The sequence below is a fragment of the Acinetobacter sp. CIP 64.2 genome (genome assembly GCF_000369645.1).
In the GTDB taxonomy this organism is placed as follows: Bacteria; Pseudomonadota; Gammaproteobacteria; order Pseudomonadales; family Moraxellaceae; genus Acinetobacter.
Genome location: NZ_KB850122.1, coordinates 180,545 through 200,785 on the forward strand (window position 1 = coordinate 180,545; position 20,241 = coordinate 200,785).

Annotated in this window: 18 protein-coding genes and 1 pseudogene; 8 read left to right on the forward strand and 11 right to left on the reverse strand. The window is 39.8% G+C overall.

Annotation, left to right across the window (positions count from 1 at the left end; translation table 11 throughout):
* Positions 1–103: 103 nt before the first annotated feature.
* Together F895_RS10205 and F895_RS10200 are read right to left on the reverse strand one after the other, a co-directional pair.
* A complete protein-coding gene (locus tag F895_RS10205; protein WP_005241091.1) occupies positions 104–361 on the reverse strand; it encodes a YjhX family toxin in 258 nt (85 codons plus the stop codon).
* Between the two features lie 229 nt (positions 362–590).
* Positions 591–1,124, reverse strand: a complete 534-nt coding sequence (locus F895_RS10200) for a lecithin retinol acyltransferase family protein (RefSeq protein WP_005241093.1) — start codon at positions 1,122–1,124, stop codon at positions 591–593.
* A gap of 171 nt (positions 1,125–1,295) precedes the next feature.
* On the opposite strand from F895_RS10200, the gene F895_RS10195 reads away from it, so the two are divergent.
* Entirely contained in the window at positions 1,296–2,033 is a 738-nt protein-coding gene (locus tag F895_RS10195; protein ID WP_005241095.1) for a phosphodiester glycosidase family protein, read from the forward strand.
* 44 nt (positions 2,034–2,077) lie between these two features.
* Here the strand turns inward: F895_RS10195 and F895_RS10190 are convergent, their stop codons facing one another.
* The 4 genes from F895_RS10190 to putA all read right to left on the reverse strand — a co-directional run bounded on the left by F895_RS10190 (position 2,078) and on the right by putA (position 8,084).
* Complete coding sequence (locus F895_RS10190; protein WP_005241098.1) at positions 2,078–2,305, reverse strand: hypothetical protein; 228 nt, start codon at positions 2,303–2,305, stop codon at positions 2,078–2,080.
* A gap of 249 nt (positions 2,306–2,554) precedes the next feature.
* Positions 2,555–3,640 (reverse strand): tRNA (uridine(54)-C5)-methyltransferase TrmA, encoded by a 1,086-nt coding sequence (gene trmA, locus F895_RS10185; RefSeq protein ID WP_005241099.1) that lies wholly within the window; start codon positions 3,638–3,640, stop codon positions 2,555–2,557.
* A gap of 90 nt (positions 3,641–3,730) precedes the next feature.
* Positions 3,731–4,204 carry a GrpB family protein gene (locus F895_RS10180; protein WP_005241100.1) on the reverse strand — a complete coding sequence of 158 codons (474 nt, stop codon included), beginning with the start codon at positions 4,202–4,204 and terminating at the stop codon, positions 3,731–3,733.
* 118 nt (positions 4,205–4,322) lie between these two features.
* Complete coding sequence (gene putA, locus F895_RS10175; protein WP_005241102.1) at positions 4,323–8,084, reverse strand: trifunctional transcriptional regulator/proline dehydrogenase/L-glutamate gamma-semialdehyde dehydrogenase; 3,762 nt, start codon at positions 8,082–8,084, stop codon at positions 4,323–4,325.
* 120 nt (positions 8,085–8,204) lie between these two features.
* On the opposite strand from putA, the gene F895_RS10170 reads away from it, so the two are divergent.
* Positions 8,205–8,696 (forward strand): Lrp/AsnC ligand binding domain-containing protein, encoded by a 492-nt coding sequence (locus tag F895_RS10170; RefSeq protein WP_005241104.1) that lies wholly within the window; start codon positions 8,205–8,207, stop codon positions 8,694–8,696.
* Positions 8,697–8,741: 45 nt separating this feature from the next.
* Here F895_RS10170 and putP read toward each other — a convergent pair whose 3' ends face one another.
* A complete protein-coding gene (putP, locus tag F895_RS10165; protein WP_005241106.1) occupies positions 8,742–10,238 on the reverse strand; it encodes a sodium/proline symporter PutP in 1,497 nt (498 codons plus the stop codon).
* 716 nt (positions 10,239–10,954) lie between these two features.
* Here putP and F895_RS10160 point away from each other — a divergent pair.
* On the forward strand, positions 10,955–12,109 hold the full coding sequence (locus F895_RS10160) for a lytic polysaccharide monooxygenase (protein WP_005241108.1): 1,155 nt from the start codon (positions 10,955–10,957) through the stop codon (positions 12,107–12,109).
* A gap of 85 nt (positions 12,110–12,194) precedes the next feature.
* Here the strand turns inward: F895_RS10160 and gcvH are convergent, their stop codons facing one another.
* The 4 genes from gcvH to F895_RS10140 form a co-directional block, all read right to left on the reverse strand.
* Positions 12,195–12,569 (reverse strand): glycine cleavage system protein GcvH, encoded by a 375-nt coding sequence (gene gcvH, locus F895_RS10155; RefSeq protein WP_005241110.1) that lies wholly within the window; start codon positions 12,567–12,569, stop codon positions 12,195–12,197.
* 87 nt (positions 12,570–12,656) lie between these two features.
* Positions 12,657–13,682 carry an AraC family transcriptional regulator gene (locus F895_RS10150; protein WP_005241112.1) on the reverse strand — a complete coding sequence of 342 codons (1,026 nt, stop codon included), beginning with the start codon at positions 13,680–13,682 and terminating at the stop codon, positions 12,657–12,659.
* A gap of 128 nt (positions 13,683–13,810) precedes the next feature.
* Positions 13,811–14,251 carry a MaoC family dehydratase gene (locus tag F895_RS10145; protein WP_005241113.1) on the reverse strand — a complete coding sequence of 147 codons (441 nt, stop codon included), beginning with the start codon at positions 14,249–14,251 and terminating at the stop codon, positions 13,811–13,813.
* The gene (locus tag F895_RS10140) at positions 14,251–16,098 is read right to left on the reverse strand and encodes an ABC transporter ATP-binding protein (RefSeq protein WP_005241114.1); all 1,848 of its coding nucleotides are present in this window, start codon (positions 16,096–16,098) and stop codon (positions 14,251–14,253) included. The genes F895_RS10145 and F895_RS10140 overlap by 1 nt, the downstream gene beginning before the upstream one ends.
* Before the next feature lie 390 nt (positions 16,099–16,488).
* Between F895_RS10140 and F895_RS10135 the strand changes: the two genes are divergently transcribed.
* The 5 genes and pseudogenes from F895_RS10135 to F895_RS10115 all read left to right on the forward strand — a co-directional run.
* Entirely contained in the window at positions 16,489–16,857 is a 369-nt protein-coding gene (locus F895_RS10135; protein ID WP_005241115.1) for a hypothetical protein, read from the forward strand.
* Between the two features lie 265 nt (positions 16,858–17,122).
* A complete protein-coding gene (locus F895_RS10130; protein WP_005241116.1) occupies positions 17,123–17,314 on the forward strand; it encodes a hypothetical protein in 192 nt (63 codons plus the stop codon).
* A 95-nt stretch (positions 17,315–17,409) separates the two neighbouring features.
* A complete protein-coding gene (locus F895_RS10125; protein ID WP_005241117.1) occupies positions 17,410–17,739 on the forward strand; it encodes a hypothetical protein in 330 nt (109 codons plus the stop codon).
* A 243-nt stretch (positions 17,740–17,982) separates the two neighbouring features.
* Positions 17,983–18,636, forward strand: coding sequence for a hypothetical protein (locus F895_RS10120; protein ID WP_005241118.1), 654 nt, complete (start codon positions 17,983–17,985; stop codon positions 18,634–18,636).
* 185 nt (positions 18,637–18,821) lie between these two features.
* Positions 18,822–20,201 (forward strand): annotated as a pseudogene (locus tag F895_RS10115) (phage capsid protein); the annotation flags it as partial.
* Positions 20,202–20,241: the final 40 nt, after the last annotated feature.

Sequence of the window (20,241 nt, forward strand, 5' to 3'; positions counted from 1 at the left end):
CTCAAAATAAACCATATGTAATTTGGATAAACCCAGTCCAATTTTAGATTGATAGACAACATCTAAACATCATCACGGGTTTATTCAAACCTATGATTGTGTATTAACGATTGTCTAACTGTGGGCGTACTGATCTAAGCCCATGTAAATTAATTTGATAGGGCTGTCCATTGATGGATTTAATCAGTTTTTTCTTTCTTAGCTTGTTGAAAACGGCAAGGTCACAATCGGACAGCAAGAAACCTTCTCGGCTATAGCACTCTACAGCGATGGTTTGACCTGAATCATCACGAAGTTTTACGATTTTTCCGCCTTTAGCTAAGACGTGTAGTGTCCGTTGTTCGGACTTAGATAAGTTCATGTTGTTATCCAGATAGAAATAATCAGAGCAGAGTTAGGCTTGAAGCCCAAAAAATCGCGCAGATAACCAATTTCAATGTGTTATTGAAATATAGTTACCAGATTACTGCTATCTCCAACATAAAACCCTCGGTATGGATGGGATACGAAATGTATCGAAGAAAATACTAATGCAAGCTGAATAAAAAATCAATCAATTGCTGAAAACGTTTTCGAGGATCACATCGACCTTATTTTTTTGAATGCTTTTCTTTAAGTTGTAAGTAGGCGGGTACTGATTTTTTGGCTTGTCGACGGAGCATCATCTTGATGTATAGCACGATCGCAAAACAGGCTGTGGCTACAGTGAGCATTAAACCGTTCATATAACTCATGATTGAGCTGACATAACCAATGGTGGCAAGACGACGTTGCATGCGTTCAACTTGCGTGCTGGACTCAACGCCTGTGATTGCCCAGGTGCATAAATGTTCACAGTTGTTAATGATCAGGTGATAGTGATTTTCGTGCATGCGTGAGCGCATACGCCGTACCACTATTTTGGCTTTATAGCGTGGGGATTGATAATTCCTGATGTAAATTGGCTTGTCACGTGCAAATCGTTGGATAGTCGTCATTTCGATGGGATGCTTTTTAAAAATATGGGCAAAACCAGAGTAGTGAATGACTCGTCCACGACCAGCATAAATGCCGTGATGACTATAACCAAAGTGTTTTACGATCAGATGTGCGCCAATAGGGAAGCGTGGGTGTTTTTGCTGCATGTGGATACAAGGATATTGTATTTACACTATTATTTTAGTGAAAAAATGTGAATCAATCGAGCCTGTTGATGCCAATAATTGGATGATTATGTGTTGAGTTTGTATCTACTATTTAGTGTTAGTCATCACTATGGGAAAATAAAATGTGATTAATCTTAAATATTATCCAGAATGAAAAATTGGCTATTCTTCTCTGTGGCATTGTTAGCGGCGCCGATAGTCCAGGCGATGCACCATCAAACCTTACAGTTCGATCAGCAAAACTATGATGTCATAAAGGTCGAAGATCTGGATCAATTAAAATTATTTTTAAAAAGCCCTGAAACCAATCGCTATTACCATAAGTTTGCAGCAGTACAAAAAGAATTACCGGCTTGTTCACAACTCAATTTTGCAATGAATGCGGGGATGTATCATGCCGATTTCCAGCCTGTTGGTTTATATGTTGAACATGGTAAACAACTTGCTCCATTAAACGAAGCGACAGGTTTTGGTAATTTCTTTATGCAACCGAATGGTGTGGTGGCATGGAATGATCGACATGCGGTGATCAAGAGTACGGCTGATTATAAGAAAGATGGCTTTAAAGCCCAATTTGCAACCCAGTCAGGACCCATGCTGATCAATAAGGGGAAAATCAACACTCAGTTTCTCGTGGACTCTAACTCATTCAAAATTCGAAATGGCGTTGGGGTAAAGGACAATCAGCTGTACTTTGTGATTTCACAACAACGGGTGAGCTTTTATCAATTCGCACAATTCTTTAAGCAGCAATTGCAAATAGACAATGCCTTGTACTTGGATGGTTCGATTTCAAGTTTGTATTCAATACACAGCAAACGCCATGATAAGCGATTTAATTTAGGACCAATTGTGGCGGAAGTGAGTCGTGAGAAATGTAAATCCTGATAACACCCTCATCTCCTCATTTTAAGGAGATGAGAGGCTTATTTTTATTGAATAGGTGGTTTGATCATCGCAAGTAATTCTTTGCGGCTATAACCACGAGAAATCAGTACTTTCTTGATCCCTTTCATTACATCTTCATCTGTCGCTTTAACTAAAGCATCCAGTAGTTGTTCATTGGTTTTGCAAGAACAATCATTTTCAACGCAAGAAGTTTGGTTCTTGTGTTCGTTATATTGTTCATCAGCATTGAACAATTTTTGCCAAAAACTCATAGAGCCTTCATTTACAACCTAACATAGTTCGAAATATAGCCACTTTAAAATAAAATTCAAGTCAGCTTAAGTGATAAAAGCATCAATTGAGCTTCAATTTTTTCGATGATTGTTTGAATATCTAACGAAATTATGACGGTATGATGACTTGACCTTTGAAAAATATCATTTTTTTAGAATTATTCTTTGAATAAAAATAAAGGGTTACTCGAACCCTTTATGATTTATTGTTACGTTGAAATAATTTGTTTAAATTTTTTCAAGTAAAACACCTGATTCCACATGATGGGTAAATGGGAATTGATCGAACATGGCAAACTTCACAATACGATGTGTTTGTGTCAGGTTTTTTAAATTGTCATGCAGGGTATCTGGATTACATGAGATATACAGAATACGCTCAAAGCCTTGTAGTAACTTCAAGGTTTCATCATCAATCCCCGCACGTGGTGGGTCAACAAATACCGTGTCAAAGTCATAGCTCTGAATGTCGATTTCAGCTTCTTGCAAGCGTCTAAACTCACGTTCGCCGTGATAGGCTTGTGTGAATTCCTCAGCAGATAAGCGAGCTACCTGTATATTTTCGATCTGGTTTTGCTCAATGTTCCATTGCGCGGCATAGACTGAAGATTTAGCAAGTTCAGTTGCTAGTACACGCTTAAATTTCAACGACAGTGGCAGAGTGAAGTTACCATTACCACAGTACAATTCTAACAGATCTTTTTCTGAAGCTTCCGCTGCGTCACAAGCCCATTCCAGCATATGTTGGCATACTTGTGCGTTTGGTTGAGTGAAGCTGCTTTCAATTTGTTTGTATTTAAAGGTGCGACCGTGAACATTGAGTTGTTCAACCACGTAGTCATCCCCAATAATGACTTTTTGGCCACGACTACGGCCCATAATTTTAATATTCAGTTTTTCAGCAAGCATTTTGGCCGCTGTTTCCCATTCGGCATCTAATTTACGATGATAAATCAGCGTGACCAGCATCTCTCCACTTAAAGTCGAGAGAAAGTCAGCTTCAAAAACTCGTTGCGATAGAAGCGGGACTGCTTTTAATTCTTCTAATAGACGTGGCATTAAATCATTAATGCTTTGATCTGCGATGGGAAATGTATCCACACGAACAACTTCTTTTTGCTTACCATCTTCAGCACGTTCAAACATGGCGTAGAACAGATCATCTTCGGTATGCCAGATCCGAAATTCTGCACGCATACGGAAATGTTGTTCAGGTGATTGAAACACTTCTAAAGCAGGCGGATTGAACGGGGCAAATTGTGCGGTAATGCGTTCAACTTTCTCTTGAAGTTGCTGTGGGTAAGATAGGGTCATAAAAAAGAAAACTACAGGTGAAATCTAAAACGGGAATGGTATCAAAAAAGCGCAATCAGGTGCAGGAAATTATGCAAACACTGTGTTGTATTAAACTTCTTGCTTTAACACCTGTTGAATAAAATTCGATTTGATTTCGCGGTATTGATCTTGGCTCATTCCCTCGCAGTGATGTTTCAGCGCATTATATTGAGTGACTAAATCAGGGGATTGCCTTAAGTGATCGCGAAAAGTTAAAAAGTCTTCAAATATTGAGCCCGTTACCACGATTTGTAAGGCGACGTCATGTTCTAACGATTCCAACATACACAGTTCATGGGTACGCAATGTATTAAGTTTTTCTTTAAAGTGAAGCTGTTGTAATTGTTGAATAGCATCAATAAAGTGGTGAGCTGGGACTCCGATATAAATATCAAGATCACCTTTTGAAATTGCATTGGGAATAGCGGATGAACCAATATGTTCAATAACGGCATAAGGTGTGAGCTGCTGGATCTTATTTTTATAATCTTCAAAAAGCAGAGCGCAATTGGGTTGATATTCAGGAGCTGATAAAAACTGCATCTAAATAGTCTCATTTTTATACTAGGAATAAGATGATCTAGAACATAATAAAAAACCCGAACCATGTAAACATGATTCGGGTCATTGAGAGACTTAATATCTCTCGGAAAGGCTAAAATTAGTCTTCAGATAAAGTCATTAAGCTTGCGTTACCACCAGCAGCAGCAGTATTCACACTGATCGCACGTTCAATAACAAGACGTTCTAAAGGAATTTGCTCATTGGCTTGCAACTGAGTAATCCCGACAATCGCACCTGAACGAGCAGCAACTTTAGTTTGCAAGTCTTGTAATTGTTCAACAGAACCATGATGAAGCACTGCGTCAAACGCATCTTTTTCAACATTTGAAATCACAGTGATTGCATCTAAGACATCTTTAGGTAAAGACGCTTTGTGTTTTGCCAAGAACTCATTGTCTTTCAACACAGCCGCAGTACTGCTGACGGAGAAAATCGCAAGTAATTGCTGTAACTGACTTGCTTCATCATTGGCAATCGACAACACACGGTGACGTGGCAAGATAATGTATTGGTTGCTTTCACCTGTTGGCCCTTGCAACTCGTAGAACTTACCTACACCAAATGCTGGGATCGTTGTAATTGCTTGTGGCATGTTTTGGTTTGCCCAAGACAATAAGCTTTGATAAGCAACATTTGATACCGCATCAAACTGAGAGATTTCAGCTTTAACCGCAAATGGCGTTGCCAATACTTTCTCTGAACAATGTTCCATCAAGCGGTACATATACAATGGACCACCTGCTTTTGGACCTGTACCCGATAAGCCTTCACCACCAAATGGTTGTACGCCGACCACTGCACCTACGATATTGCGGTTGATATATAAGTTACCGACTTCCGCACGTTGAATAACCGTATTAATGGTTTCATCGATACGTGTGTGTAGACCCATGGTTAAGCCATAACCTTTAGCATTGATACGGTCGATCAATTGCTCAAGTTCACCATACTTATAAGTAATGATGTGCAAGACTGGACCAAACACTTCGCGTTCTAAGTCGTCAAGGTTTGGTAATTCGATTGCTGTAGGAGGAACAAAAGTACCTTGTGCAAGGGCTTGTTGGCTCACTGCATCGTTAAACATTAATTGATGAACAGGGTAACCCTTAGATTTCATCTTTTGAATGTGTGTATCGATGGTTTGTTTTGCTTCAGTGTCGATTACAGGCCCAATGTCAGTTTTTAAGATCGCAGGATTGCCAACGATCAACTGTTGCATCGCACCTTTCAACATTTTAATCACGGTTGCAGCGCTATCTTCTTGAACACATAAGATACGAAGTGCAGAACAACGTTGACCCGCACTGTCAAATGCAGAGCTTACAACATCAAGAACGACTTGTTCAGTGAGTGCAGAAGAGTCTACGATCATCGCATTTTGACCACCTGTTTCCGCAATTAACGGAATTGGTTGGCCATTTGGAGATAAACGTTTTGCAACTGTCTTTTGCAAGATTTTTGCAACTTCAGTCGAACCTGTGAACATGATCCCTTGGATACGATCATCTTGGCTTAATTGAGCACCAACCGTTTCACCACGACCTGGAAGAAGTTGCACAGCGCCGTGTGGCACACCAGCTTCCCAAAGCATTTGAACAGCTTGAGCTGCGATCAGTGGAGTTTGTTCCGCAGGTTTGGCAATCACACAGTTACCACTGACCAATGCCGCTGCAATCTGACCAGAGAAAATCGCAAGCGGGAAGTTCCATGGGCTAATACACAATACGGTACCTAAAGGCTTCACTTGTGCATTTACCGGTAAAGCTTCGATTTGAGTTGCGTAGTAACGTAAGAAATCTACCGCTTCACGGACTTCAGCAATGGCATTGGCATAGGTTTTACCACTTTCGCGGCAAAGTAATACCATCAATTCTTGAATGCGTGCTTCCATCAAGTCAGCAGCGCGTTTTAAACAAGCAGCGCGTTCAACTTTATCGGTTGCAGCCCAGCTTTGTTCAGCTTGAACCGCTGCTTCTAGCGCCAGTTGCACATCAGCACTGGTTGCTTCATTGACATAACCAACCACTTCGCTGTTTTGAGCTGGGTTTGTAATTGCAAGTGCATTACTTTCGTCATGAACTGTTGATTCAAAACCAAGTAAAGGTGCACTTTTCCAAATCTGACTACGCAATTTCTGTGCAGTCGCATCCAAGTCTGCCAATGGTTGATCGTTATTGAGATCAAAACCATTTGAGTTTGGACGTAATGGGTAAAGATTATGCGGAAGCGGAATCGCAGGGTGTTTTAAGCCGAGCTGACCTTCGTCTTTCGCAGCAGTTTGAATATCTTTGATTGGAGACTGAATCAAGTCTTCAACTTTTAAGGTCTTATCTGCAATACGGTTTACGAACGATGTATTTGCACCATTTTCAAGTAAACGACGTACCAAGTAAGCCAATAAGGTTTCATGGTTACCCACTGGTGCGTAAACACGACATGGAACACCTAACTTACCATCTTCTTTAGCCCCGACAACTTGCTCGTACAATGGCTCACCCATACCGTGCAAGCATTGGAACTCGTATTGACCCGGGTAGTATTTGGTTGGATCAGCAAGGTTGTAAATCGTTGCAAGTGATTGTGCATTGTGTGTTGCAAACTGTGGATACACCTGATCGGGTGCAGCAAGTAATTTTTTCGCACATGCGATGTAAGACAAGTCGGTGTGAACTTTACGGGTAAACACAGGGTAGTCTGTCATACCATCAATTTGCGCTTTCTTGATTTCGCTGTCCCAGTACGCACCTTTCACCAAACGGATCATCAAACGTTTGTTACTGCGTTTTGCAAGATCAACGATATAATCAACAACGTAGAAACAACGTTTTTGGTAGGCCTGAATGACGAAACCAATGCCTTTCCAGTTGGCAAGTTTTGGTTCGAAACATAAGCGCTCAAGTAACTCGAGTGAAATTTCTAAACGTTCAGATTCTTCGGCATCGATGTTTAAACCGATGTCGTATTGTTTTGCCAAGCAAGCAAGTTCGAACACTTTGTTATAAAGTTCGTGATGAACACGGTCGATCTGTGCACGTTGATAACGTGGGTGCAAAGCAGAAAGCTTGATTGAGATACCTGGGCCATCATAAACACCACGACCGTTTGATGCTTTGCCAATCGCATGAATGGCTTGCGTGTAGTCGTTGTAATAGCGTTCCGCATCATGTTCAGTGAGCGCAGCTTCACCCAACATGTCATATGAATAACGGAAACCTTTGTGCTCAAATGGTTTTGCGTGTTCAAGTGCTTCACCGATGGTTTCACCGGTAACGAATTGCTCACCCATCATGCGCATAGCAACGTCAACCGCTTTACGGATGATACCGCGGCCACTGCGTGCCAATAGACCGGTTAAAACACTGGATAAGCTGGTTTGCTTTGGTGTTTCCATTAACTTACCAGTTAACATCAAACCCCAAGCTGCCGCGTTCACGAACATCAAGTTACTTTGACCAACGTGTTCTTTCCAGTTACCTTGGTTGATTTTGTCACGAATCAATAAATCACGTGTTGCTGTATCTGGAATACGAAGTAAGGCTTCGGCCAAGCACATCAATGCCACACCTTCTTGTGAAGAAAGTGAGAATTCTTGCAGTAGACCTTGAACGATACCAGCTTTACCAGCCGAGCTTTTACGCTCACGTAAATTATGCGCTAGGCTAAATGCAAGCTCATAAATTTTATGATCAAGTTCAGGGGAGATATTTGCTGCTTCAGCAAGTACAGCGACTGCTTCAGGCTCTGCACGACGCCATGCCGTATTAATGCGTTGCTCAAACTCACTTTTTTCTTTAAATTCGGTGATATAACCGTTTGTGTGAGCTGTGTCCATTTGTGCGGGAGTATCCAATGTATTCATACTAAATTCCAATAACAATCTCTAAAACATATTGAGCAGAGAGGTTTAGATAATTTATGATTACAGAATAAATCCCGAGTAACTCACTATAATTTACTTATTTTTTAGAGGAAAATTCAGTTGAATGGCCCTATTTATGCACTAGATCGAACTGATCTAAAAATTCTGGATATTCTTCAAGCAGATGGAAGGATTTCCAACAGTAAATTGGCAGAACTCGTGAACCTTTCACCGACTGCGGTGATGGCACGCGTCCAGAAGTTGACAAAGGATGAATTTATTTTGGGATATGAGGCAAAGCTTAACCCAAATAAGCTAAACGCAAACTTTTTGGTCTTTGTAGAGGTGCTACTGGATAAAACCACGCCGCATGTCTTGGATGATTTTATTGATGCGGTAACCCAATATCCAGAAATTGTGGAATGCCATATGGTCAGTGGCGGTTTTGACTTCCTGATTAAACTACGTAGCGCAGGCATGGAGGAGTTTCGTCGTATTGCGGGGCAAATACTGTGGCAGCTCCCTGGGGTTAAGGAAACGCGTAGCTATCCCGTTATGCAGGTGGTAAAAGATAGCTCCAAAATAAAAATTAAATCACGCGCCAAATTTTAAGCAAAACAAAAGGGGCCCGAAGGCCCCTTAATTTATTCATCAGAATTATTTCATTTCACGTGCATAGATTTCATCAGCTTGTTCAAAGCGGCTTGTTACAGCTGCATTTGGTGCTTTACCCAGTAAGCTCACCACAACAATGCTGATTAATGCAAAAGCGAAGCCCGGAATAATTTCGTAGATGCCTGTGTAACCGAAGAAGTTTTTCCACAGGATTACAGTGAGGGCACCCACAACCATACCCACCAATGCGCCGTTTAAGGTCATACGTTTCCAGAACAATGAAAGGATGATGAGTGGGCCAAACGCGGCACCGAAACCCGCCCATGCATATGCAACCAAGCCAAGTACCTTACTTTCAGGGTTCTGAGCAAGCGCAAGCGCAAGCATTGCAACAGCAATCACCATAGCACGGCCAACCCAAACCAGCTCTTTTTGAGATGCATTTTTACGGATAAAGCCTTTGTACAAATCTTCAGTTAAGGCACTCGAACATACCAATAACTGACAGCTCAATGTACTCATGATTGCAGACAAAATCGCAGCAAGAATCACACCAACAACCCATGGGTTGAACAGGATCTTGGTAAGTTCCATGAATACTGTTTCAGGGTTACTAGATACGGCTGTTGCAAGTTCAGGATGCATTTGGAAATACGCGATGCCGATAAAGCCTGATCCTACTGCCCCTGCTAAACAAAGCGCCATCCATGTCATACCGATACGGCGTGCGGCTGGAATTGATTTTACCGAATCAGCAGCCATAAAGCGGACAAGAATGTGTGGCTGACCAAAATAACCTAAACCCCAAGCAGCAGCTGAAAGAATCGCGACAACACTTAAGTTTGAAGCAAAATCAAATGCATGTGGACGCACACTTTCAACAACAGCAGTAAACTCTTCCATGCCGATGCCTAGAGACATGTAAGTCACGATTGGAAGCAGCAATAAGGCAAAAATCATTAGACCAGCTTGGAAAGTATCAGTCCAGCTGATGGCAAGAAAACCACCAATACATACATAACCAATTGTTGCAAATGCACCGAGCCATAATGCTGTGCTATACGGTAACTGGAATAAAGTTTCGAATAAACGTGCGCCAGCGACCATGCCAGAAGCACAATAAATCGCAAAGAAGACAAGAATAATCAATGCAGATGTGACGCGTAAGATTTTTTTCTGGTCATCAAAACGACCAGTAAAATAATCCGGTAAGGTCAGGGCATTGTTTTGGACTTCAGTGTGTACACGTAAACGTCCAGCAACCAAGTACCAGTTTAGCCATGCACCAATAATCAGACCGATTGCAATCCATGACTCTGATAATCCTGTTAAGTAAATGGCACCAGGTAAGCCCATGAGCAACCAACCACTCATATCGGATGCGCCCGCAGACAACGCGGTGACAAAACTGCCTAGACTTCGGCCTCCAAGAATATAATCATCAAGATTTTTGGTAGAAAAATAGGCGTATAAACCGATGCCGAGCATGGCCAGAATATAGACCACGAAGATAACAACTGTGGGATTAGAAAAATTCATAATGGATGCCTGTCCTTACATATCCATAATTTGCAATCACACCCGAATAGCTAAAAATGATTGACTATTCTTGGGATTGATAAGGTCACAGATTCAAGCATAAATGATTTTTAAAATACTGTTATGATTATGTATTCTATTTGTATTGTTTGTGTAATTTAAAATAAACCTATGAAACTTAAACTTTTAATCTAAAAAATAGATTTTTTTTCCATCAAAAAAACAAAATATGATGTTTAAAAATAAAGCACAATGTGTTTAAACGTTACAATTTAAAAAATGTACATCTGTAGATTAAAACAACAGGACTAAAAACCGATCAAAAAAGATGACACACAACGTAACAAAGGCAACAATTCAGCGAAGTTCATTTATAAAAAATATATTGTGAAGTTCTTTGCTAATCAAAATTGATTTGGTTTATTTCGTGTTGAGTGATTTGGCGATTGGGGGCTTATCTAAGAGTTAGATATTGTGATAGACCTAGGTTACTTTCCACTCGAGTTTTTGGATTGAACTAAAGATAGTGGGTTTATTGAATTATTAGATCTATTCAGCATAACTTTATATTTCTGTGACATATTTAACTGAGCTCTTACAGATCATTACAGAGGAGGTGGTTGTCTTGAGCCATCGGCTGACCTATGGTCTAAGGGGTGTTTTTAAACACCGATGCTTAACAACAATAAATAAGTGAAATAAATAAGGTGAAAATAATGATGATTCGTCACTTCATTCAATGTAATTTAATTTCGATTGGAATCTTGGTTCTGCCCACGGTGCCTACATTGGTTTTTGCACATGGCTATGTGCTTCAACCTGAGTCACGGGCTTATGCATGTAAGTTGAACAAAAATAGTCAATGTGGCAGCATTGTTTGGGAGCCTCAAAGTTTAGAAGCGCCCAAAGGTTTCCCACAATCAGGTCCACCAGATGGACAGATTGCCAATGCCAATTTGAGTCAATTTTCTGAGTTGAATGCACAATCTGCAACGCGCTGGGTTAAAACAAATTTGCCTACTGGAGCGAATGATTTTACTTGGCAATTGACTGCTGCACATGTTACGCAGGGCTGGCGTTACTTTATGACCAAACAAGGATGGAATCCTTCAATGCCATTGGCACGCAGTTCTTTTGATCTCAATCCCTTTTGTACAATAGATGGTAAATATCAAAAACCTGCCAGCATGGTGACGCACCGTTGTAATGTGCCTACAGACCGAAATGGTTATCATGTAATTTTGGCTGTATGGGATATCGGTGATACCAGCAATGCATTTTATAATGTTATTGATGTCAATGTTGGTTCAGGTAGCCCAACAACACCAGTGGACCCACAACCACCGAAACCGGTTCAAAGTTGGAATGATATTGGCGATATCAATCCGCTGGATGACTTATTACCAAATGATCGCGTATCAACACGCGTTTTTGATAACACTGGTGAAAATTCGAATCTAAAAACAGAATTACGGATTACAACGATTGCCAATGGCAGTCGAAATGTTTGGCCGCGTTTATTGGCAGAAGCCATTAATCGGGAACATAGTGCCTTACGTGCAGGTATTAAAAATAGTAATGGGGATATTATTCCTGCCGCGGGTAAGAATGATGTTTATAGTAGTTTAAACAGCGGGATTCAGCGGGTTGAGATTAAAATTGAACGTGCACCAAGCAGTGGTGGTTCTTATGATTTTGTTTATCCCAAAAATATCAGTACATATAAAGCTGGCACCAAAGTATTGGGCAGTGATGGGCGTATTTATCAGTGTAAGCCATTTCCTTATAGCGGTTGGTGTACAGTCCAAGCCCATCAATATGTCCCTGTGACAGGTTCGAACTGGCAGGATGCTTGGATCTTAATAAAATAGTCTATGTTTTAGAAAATAAAAAACCGAGTTAGCATATAACTCGGTTTTTACTTGGTAATATCAGGCGATATTTATCAATCAGTAATTATAAACCTGATTCATATTCGCTGTTTGAAAGCAGCTTGTCTACGTCAGCCATATTGTCTGGTTTGATTTTATAAATCCAGCCTTTGCCATAAGGTTCATCATTGACAAAATCAGGGTCATCTTCAAGATCAGTATTGACTTCAACCACTGTTCCAGACACTGGTGCGTGAATATCAGAGGCTGTTTTGACTGACTCAACAATACCTGCTTGTTCAGTCGCTGTAACGTGGCTGCCAACTTCTGGCGTTTCCACATAGACTAAATCACCCAACTCATCTTGAGCATGGTCAGTAATTCCCGTCACAACAAGGTCACCCTCGATTCTTACCCACTCATGCGTACGTGCATATTTCAATTCTGCTGGATGATTCATGACAACTCCTTAACAATCTGTCGTATCATTTTTATTTGGTTTATACATGCTTTTCAATAAAAACAAAAGCTTTCGAGTCTGAAGAAATTATAAGTAAGGGTCTTTACGCCAGTTACTTGGACTACGGCCACTCCAGCGCTTAAAGGCACGGCTAAAGTTGGCGACATCTGAGTAGCCCAATTCATCTGCGATTTGTTCCAGACTATAATCGGTTCGAGAGAGCAGTGAGGTGGCATGACGATAACGTACTTCATCTACTAAAGTCGAGAAGGAGGTGCCCTCGGCCGCAAGTTGGCGTTTAAGGGTTCGGTCTGACATGTGCAAGCGCTCAGCCACACTTTCAATACTTAAATAATGCTGTTCTGAATTGGTCAGGATATCACGGACACGCATGGCTAAACGGCGACGCTCACCTAAAGCAGACAACTCTGTTTCGCACTGGTTGATTGCGATTTGACTGGCAATTGGGTCTGCATTGACCATCTTTAAGCCTAGATATTTTTTATCGAAGCTGGAAATTAAATGCGGTTGATTAAAACGAATGCTGCTGCTCAATTTATCTTTATATTTTTCAAAGCCAGCGGGTTCAGCGAAGTCCAAATCGACCTCACCTCTTAGATCTTCAATGCCAGTGAGGGCTTTGGCCATGGTCATAATACCAATGGTCAGGCCTAAAATAATTTCAGTGCGTAATGGCTCAACTTCAATATCGCATTGTAGCTGTAGAGTTGCTTTAGGTCCAAAAGTAGAAAAATAAAGCTGCAAAAAGGGCAGGCGTAACTGAATAAACCGGCTTGCTAGTGCAATGGCATCGGTAATGTCATGCGCCGTCATAATGGCATAGCCAATAAAGCCATGAATGGAAATCCGCATTTGCGTTCCTAGGTGAAAGCCAAGGGTGCTTTCACCTGTCAGGCGCAAAGAGTGTTTCACCAGTTCATTCGCAATGGGTGTTGGAATTCTGAAATTCGGATCAGCCAGTTGTTCGCTGGTTAAATGAAACGGTGCAAACAATGTTTCATCGCTATATCCCCAGCGAGAAACCACGTCTAAGAGCAATAAGCCATAGACACCTGGTATTCCTTGATCTTGACGAGTTGTGGTTGTTTTCATGTGCTTTCCGTGGCGCTCATCAATTTTGCCAATATCTTTTAAACATTTAAGTCTTAAACATCTTTACATGAAATAAAATAATCAATCATAAAAATTGTTGGACAAAAGAGTCACTGAATGTTCAACAATCAAGTGGGCTTTCTAAAGACCATAATTTTGGTTGTCGATATTAATAGCACATCACCATGCTGGTTCAAAGCTTGTGTCACATAGCTGACGATACCCCGATCATTTTTTGTTTTAGAGGGGGTGATCGCGGTGATTTCAATTTCTACATGAATTTTATCACCTGCACGGGTTGGACGAGGCCAACGCAAACTTGATTCAGTACCTAAGAGGCCACCTGCGATTGGAAAACATTCTGTCCATAAACGCATGGCCACTGCGGAAGTATGCCAACCGCTTGCGGCCAAACCTTGAAAAATTGGATGTTGTTCTGCAGCTTGTTCATCTAAATGAAAAGGTTGGGGGTCGTACTGTCCAGCAAACTGTTTAATTTCTTCAAGGGTCATTTCATATTCACGACTAATGAAATGATCTCCAATATTTAAATCTTCTAAATACAACATTACTCTGTGTCCTGAGTCGCTTGCTGTTCAACTAGAAAACCACCTGTTTGTCGTTTCCAGAGTTGTGCATACAAGCCATCATTAGCAATTAATTCTTCATGTGTCCCTTGTTCTGCAATTCTTCCCTGATCCAGAACAATAAGGCGATCCATTTGCGCAATAGTAGATAAACGGTGCGCAATTGCAATGACTGTTTTGCCAACCATTAGGTCATTTAAACTGCTTTGAATCGCAGATTCGACCTCTGAATCAAGTGCACTGGTGGCTTCATCCAAAATTAAAATGGGTGCATCTTTTAGGAAGACACGTGAAATCGCAATTCGTTGACGTTGACCGCCAGAAAGCTTAACACCGCGCTCACCGACATAGGCGTCATAACCCATACGTCCTTTTTGATCGGTGAGTTGCGGAATAAACTCTTCGGCCTTGGCTTTTTGAACTGCAAGTTGAACCTCTGATTCTGTTGCATTGGGGCGGCCATATTTAATGTTTTCCGCAACTGTACGATGTAATAAAGACGTATCCTGAGTGACTAAGGCTATATTGGCACGTAAGCTATCTTGGGTTACATCATGGATATTTTGACCATCAATTAAAATACGACCTTGGTTGATGTCATAAAAATGCAGTAGCAGTTGAATTAACGTTGATTTACCTGCACCAGAACGACCTACAATCCCAATTTTTTCACCTGGTTTAATGGTGAGGTTGAAGTGCTCAATGACATTTTTTTGATTATAAGCAAAGCTTACATCTTCAAAGCGGATTTCACCATGCGTGACGACTAAGGTAGAAGCATCTTTTTTATCTTGAATCTGGATTTGTTTGCCTAAAGTTTTCATCCCATCCTGAATGGTACCGACATTCTCAAACAGCATTGTTACATTCCACATGATAAACTCTGCCAAGCTATCCAGCTTTAGAACCATCGCCGTTGTTGCCGCAATGACGCCAATGGCTGCTTGACCTTGTGTCCATAACCACACAGAAGTTCCAATCACACTAATAAATAGAAATGCACTTAAGAAACGGATCGCGATTTCGTATTTAACACCTAAACGCATTTGCTTATAAACCGTGACCATGAACTCCTGCATCGATTCTTTGGCGTATTGGCTTTCACGGCCAGCATGGGCAAATAATTTCACGGTCTGGATATTGGTATAGGCATCGGTAATGCGACCAGTCATGACAGCACGTGCATCGGCTTGTTTTTTTGAAATTTTACCAAGGCGGGGGATAAAATAACTTGCAATTGCAATAAATAAGAACAGCCATAAGGCCAAAGGCACAATCAATATTGGAGAAATAGAACCGAGAACCAAGCTGATTGTAATGAAATAAATCAGAACATAGACCAGCATGTCGCCCAGAATCATCCAGAAATCGCGAACCGCCAAAGCCGTTTGCATGACTTTGGCAGAAAGACGACCTGCAAAGTCAGTATGGAAAAAATCGAGACTTTGTTGCAGTAATAAGCTATGAAAACGCCAGCGCATCCGCATTGGGAAGTTGCTGAATAAAACTTGATGTTTAACAATGGATTGCAGGCTAACAAAAAAGATGTGGGCAAATAAAATGCTAATCAAAATGGTCAAGTTTTGTTGATTGTTTGCCAAAAAAGTACTTGGTTGGCTATTGCTAAGCCAGTCTACGAGTTTGCCGATATAGGAGAAGAATAACGCTTCGAAACACGCTGCTGCCGCCGTACAGACAATGAGAATAAAAAGATAGGGGCGAATTCCCTGAGTAGATCGCCAAACGAAAGCAAAAAATGTGGTGGGTAATGGTTTGTTTAAGTCTTTCGTTGGATAAGGATCAACTAGTTTTTCAAACCATTGCAGCATTAGGTTTTCCTCTAAGACAAAGTACTAATTCAGCTTATGCTGTAGCATAGCAGAAAATTGATTTCATAACTGAGAAAAGCAATGACAAGAAAATTCAAATTTAAGTTTTTAGTAAAGATAACTTAAAGGGCATAACTGCATCGGATTTTTAAACCTATTGAATCAAAGTTTCTTTTTAGCTTTTATGGTGGATAGGATGAAGATTAATATTAACAAGATTATTATTCGGAATATTCTATATATTAAAATTTATTTAGTTTGTCTTAACATTTATTTTTAATTTGTTAAATTGTTGGGTTATGTGGAAGGTGATTTTTTGTTCTTTTTGGTGTTATAATGGATAGAAAATTAATATATATAGAAATGATGATGAAAATAATATCTACAGTTATGTTTATGCTTTTGTTTATTATGTCTTGCACGGTGGATGCTCAGAATTTTAAGGATGATTATGTTAGTTTGTCTGAGGTTTATTTTAAATCGATTGATGATCAAATCCAATTTGAATATGCTTTGCGAGGAAAAGAAAAGTCAAGTAATGAACAGCTGGAAGCGAAGCAAAAAGAGTGTTTGGTCGAAAAAAGTAAAGTTAATTTGCATAAGTTAATTATTGATCGTTATTCAGATTATCAGGGGTATATGCAAGAAGCTGCTGAAAGTATCATGGAGAAGAATGAATTTAAATTCACACAAGAAGAAGCGCAAAAGAATTATTCTGCGCTTAAGAGTGAGTTGAAGAAAACACAATTTCCATGCTGAATGATGTAATTGCTTTCATGGGAATAATCCAGATTTAAATAGCAAGCAAGATACTTTTCAGTTAGGTACAATTTGTGTTGAGAACAGGTTTAATACCATGGGCTGGATGCTATTTTTAGTGATATAGAATTGCATAATCGTTCTTTTTCTTTGGCGTGTAGCCTCTAAGATTGGCGGTTTTTATAAAGAAGAAAAAAGAGGGTACTATCGCTTAAGAAGTAGGCGTATACTGAATATGGATACTTGAATCTTGTAGGGTCAAAAAATGCTTCTCAAGTTTGCAATTCGATTTATGGCGGTTCTGTTCGCTGTATTGGCTTTAGCTGCAGTAATCATTCATTTCTTTTTTTCAAGTAAGTTAACCACTGATTTATGGATTATTGCGGTTCCTGTTATTCTGGCTGTGCCAATACTTAGTTCCATCATTGTTGCTAAAGACGATGAGTTGAGCATTTAGTTAGTTTTTATTTAAATTGTATAAAAGCTTATCAAACGATAGGCTTTTTTCTTTTATATGGTATAAAAATAGCATCAATAAAAAAGGAGCGTGATGTGGTTATATCTGAATTAGTTCGAAATTTAGATCGAGAATATGAATTATTTATACAATCCCAAAGCTATCATTCAAGTAAAAACAGCGAGATACAAGTAAAAGCACTGTTTTTGCAAGGTGCACTTAAAGCAATGAATTATCAACATACTCATCTCATTCCTTTGGGGGGCGGTGCTTATACAATACAGAATTTTAATAATTCTACATTAAATATTAATTTATTTAATACACCCCTATTTAAGAACAAAACAACTTTCTTAAATTGGCTGTCTAATGTTTTGCATAAAGAAATTTACACAGCACAACAACAGGAGCGACGTTTTGCTTAAAGGATATTGATGAGGCCGTTCTTCCCAATTTAAATGCTTATTTTCTTTGTGGATTTTGAGCATTTTGGGGCTTAAAAAAAGTTGGAATTATGATTTGTGATGTTCAGTAATAATATGTGCTGAATCGCACCGAATATCGGTTTTTATTTTTTATTTCGTGTATTTATATAAAAAATTATTTTTTAAAGATTAAAAATAAACTACTCTCTAAGCTCTTATATTTAAATAAAAATAGGTATTCGAATGAAAAAAATTGGGGTTGGTGCTATTGCACTCACTATGTATTTATTGGCGATAAATGGCTGGGCAGATACACCTTTACAGATTAATTATGGGGTGCCGCAAACTTTAGGGGAGCGTACAATTCAATCATCAACACAAGATGATCATAGTCAAATTAAAGGTGAACTTCAGACTTCTGTATTTGCAGAATATTCTGGGTCGCGATTGAAATCTGATGAGGTTGATGGCCATGAAACATTAAATGGTTTCGGTACTGGCCTAACTTTTACGGCTTTAGATGTATTCAATACAACTTTTGGTGTGAATTACCAAAAAAACGCTGATTGGAAGAGTACTGAGCTGAATGTAAAGGGCGGATATAAATTTTATAATCAAAACAATACTTATGCGAATGCAAGTATTGGTGTTGGGTACGCTTGGCTCAAGGCTGATAATTATAACGTTAAGCTGCGTTATGTTACTTTGCCTGTTGAATTGGAAATGGGGCATTATTTTCAACCCAATATCGCGTCTTACGTAGGTTTGGGCTATAAATGGCTTTATATCGAAAACTTTAAAGATGTTTGTACTGGCTATTTTTGTGATGGTACGGCATCTGATATTTTGGATATGGATGGGTTAACTTATAAAGTGGGTATTCGTTATAACTTCTAAGCATTCAATAGCATGAATCTTAAAGACTTATCTGTAGATAAGTCTTTTTTTATTCATTTTTTCGAGTGATTTTACATAAAGGCGATAAAATTGGTTGAGTTTTAATCAATGCTTACTTACCTAAACAGTTAAAAATTTGTGATGACTTAAGATAAAAGCTCAATGATTAATTAGAGCATTAACAAATGACAAATAATTTTGAATATAAACAAAAAAATTTAAAAACATCTCCTGCTTTGAATGTTGAAACTTCAACTATTGATCGTTTTAGTCCAAAGTACTGGCGTATCGATGGGCCCCAAACTATGTCGTTTGCGATTACCAATTATGCAAATGGCTTTGAGGCTGCTTTTAGGTCACGTACCACAACAGACCTTGCGGGTATTAGTTGGGATTCTTACGATGTAAAAGACCATAAGCTTCTGGCTTATGAGACCAAATACGACTATAGCGGTACCGTTTGGGATTTTGATATTGAATTATCTGCATCCATGCCTGCATTAAATAATGAAACCTTAACACCGACTTTAACCGTTTATTATCATGAAGATGGTGTAGATAAGGTTGCATATGTTGTGTTGTTTAATTATGCAAATCAACCCGCTTCTCGATCTGCACATATCCATATCAATTGGGATACGGTCAAGGCTGGTTTTTCAGCTACAGATTCATTTCCTGTAAGCAATATCCAGCGAATTTCTTTGTCTGGCTTTACCTTAAGCTATAACGGCCATTCAACACTGCCTCTGGTAGAACCCGAAGATGGCTATATCCGTATTACAAATTCAGTCACGACGGGTCCGAACGCTAAATTGAGTTTAAGCCGAGTTTCTGTACCTTTACATGATTATGGTATCTGCACCAGTTATGATGATCATTATGATCTTAATCCTCAGCGACTGGTTGATAATATGGCGGCTTTGGGCTATCACGGATTGATCAATCATTACTGCGGGATGTCTAAATATCCAGAATTGTATTGGGATACGACGATCAACAAATGGCAAATCCCTGATACCTTAGTCACCAATCAAGCTGTTGTGAACCCATGTACACGTAAGTGGCATGAACATTTCGCACAAGCATTACACAGCGCAGGCATGCAACCTGTGTTTGGGGTGAGTTTTGAGATGTATTCATTGGGGGCAAAAGAGTTTTGGGCACAACGCGACTGGAACAGTAATCTGGGGCGGACTGGTTATGAACCACCAAGTTATTTCTTTAGTCCTTGTGATCAGAATGCGCTTGCTTATTTACACAAAGCATTTATCGAGTTTGCAGATACCATGGCTGTTGGCGGGTGTCCAGTTAATATGCAAATTGGTGAGCCTTGGTGGTGGTATAACCAAGGTACAGATCTTCCTTGTGTCTATGATTACCCAACAAAACTGGCATTTAATGCAGACACTGGATTGTATGCACCAGATTTGGGAACGATTTATGATGCGGTTCATAAAACCGGAACACCGTATGATGAATTTAAAGCCTGGTTGAGAAACAAGTTGGGGCAAACCTGTCGAGACATCCGAACTGTGATTAAAACTAAATATCCGCAAGCGAAAGTTTGAACCGTACCGGGTTTGTCGGAGACTCAATATTCTGAGA

Bases quoted from the DNA above. Each gene is read 5' to 3' on its own strand.
- F895_RS10205 (WP_005241091.1), bottom strand. From the start codon at position 361: ATGAACTTATCTAAGTCCGAACAACGGACACTACACGTCTTAGCTAAA.
- F895_RS10200 (WP_005241093.1), bottom strand. From the start codon at position 1,124: ATGCAGCAAAAACACCCACGCTTCCCTATTGGCGCACATCTGATCGTA.
- F895_RS10195 (WP_005241095.1), top strand. From the start codon at position 1,296: ATGAAAAATTGGCTATTCTTCTCTGTGGCATTGTTAGCGGCGCCGATA.
- F895_RS10190 (WP_005241098.1), bottom strand. From the start codon at position 2,305: ATGAGTTTTTGGCAAAAATTGTTCAATGCTGATGAACAATATAACGAA.
- trmA (WP_005241099.1), bottom strand. From the start codon at position 3,640: ATGACCCTATCTTACCCACAGCAACTTCAAGAGAAAGTTGAACGCATT.
- F895_RS10180 (WP_005241100.1), bottom strand. From the start codon at position 4,204: ATGCAGTTTTTATCAGCTCCTGAATATCAACCCAATTGCGCTCTGCTT.
- putA (WP_005241102.1), bottom strand. From the start codon at position 8,084: ATGAATACATTGGATACTCCCGCACAAATGGACACAGCTCACACAAAC.
- putP (WP_005241106.1), bottom strand. From the start codon at position 10,238: ATGAATTTTTCTAATCCCACAGTTGTTATCTTCGTGGTCTATATTCTG.
- F895_RS10160 (WP_005241108.1), top strand. From the start codon at position 10,955: ATGATGATTCGTCACTTCATTCAATGTAATTTAATTTCGATTGGAATC.
- gcvH (WP_005241110.1), bottom strand. From the start codon at position 12,569: ATGAATCATCCAGCAGAATTGAAATATGCACGTACGCATGAGTGGGTA.
- F895_RS10150 (WP_005241112.1), bottom strand. From the start codon at position 13,682: ATGAAAACAACCACAACTCGTCAAGATCAAGGAATACCAGGTGTCTAT.
- F895_RS10145 (WP_005241113.1), bottom strand. From the start codon at position 14,251: ATGTTGTATTTAGAAGATTTAAATATTGGAGATCATTTCATTAGTCGT.
- F895_RS10140 (WP_005241114.1), bottom strand. From the start codon at position 16,098: ATGCTGCAATGGTTTGAAAAACTAGTTGATCCTTATCCAACGAAAGAC.
- F895_RS10135 (WP_005241115.1), top strand. From the start codon at position 16,489: ATGTTTATGCTTTTGTTTATTATGTCTTGCACGGTGGATGCTCAGAAT.
- F895_RS10130 (WP_005241116.1), top strand. From the start codon at position 17,123: ATGCTTCTCAAGTTTGCAATTCGATTTATGGCGGTTCTGTTCGCTGTA.
- F895_RS10120 (WP_005241118.1), top strand. From the start codon at position 17,983: ATGAAAAAAATTGGGGTTGGTGCTATTGCACTCACTATGTATTTATTG.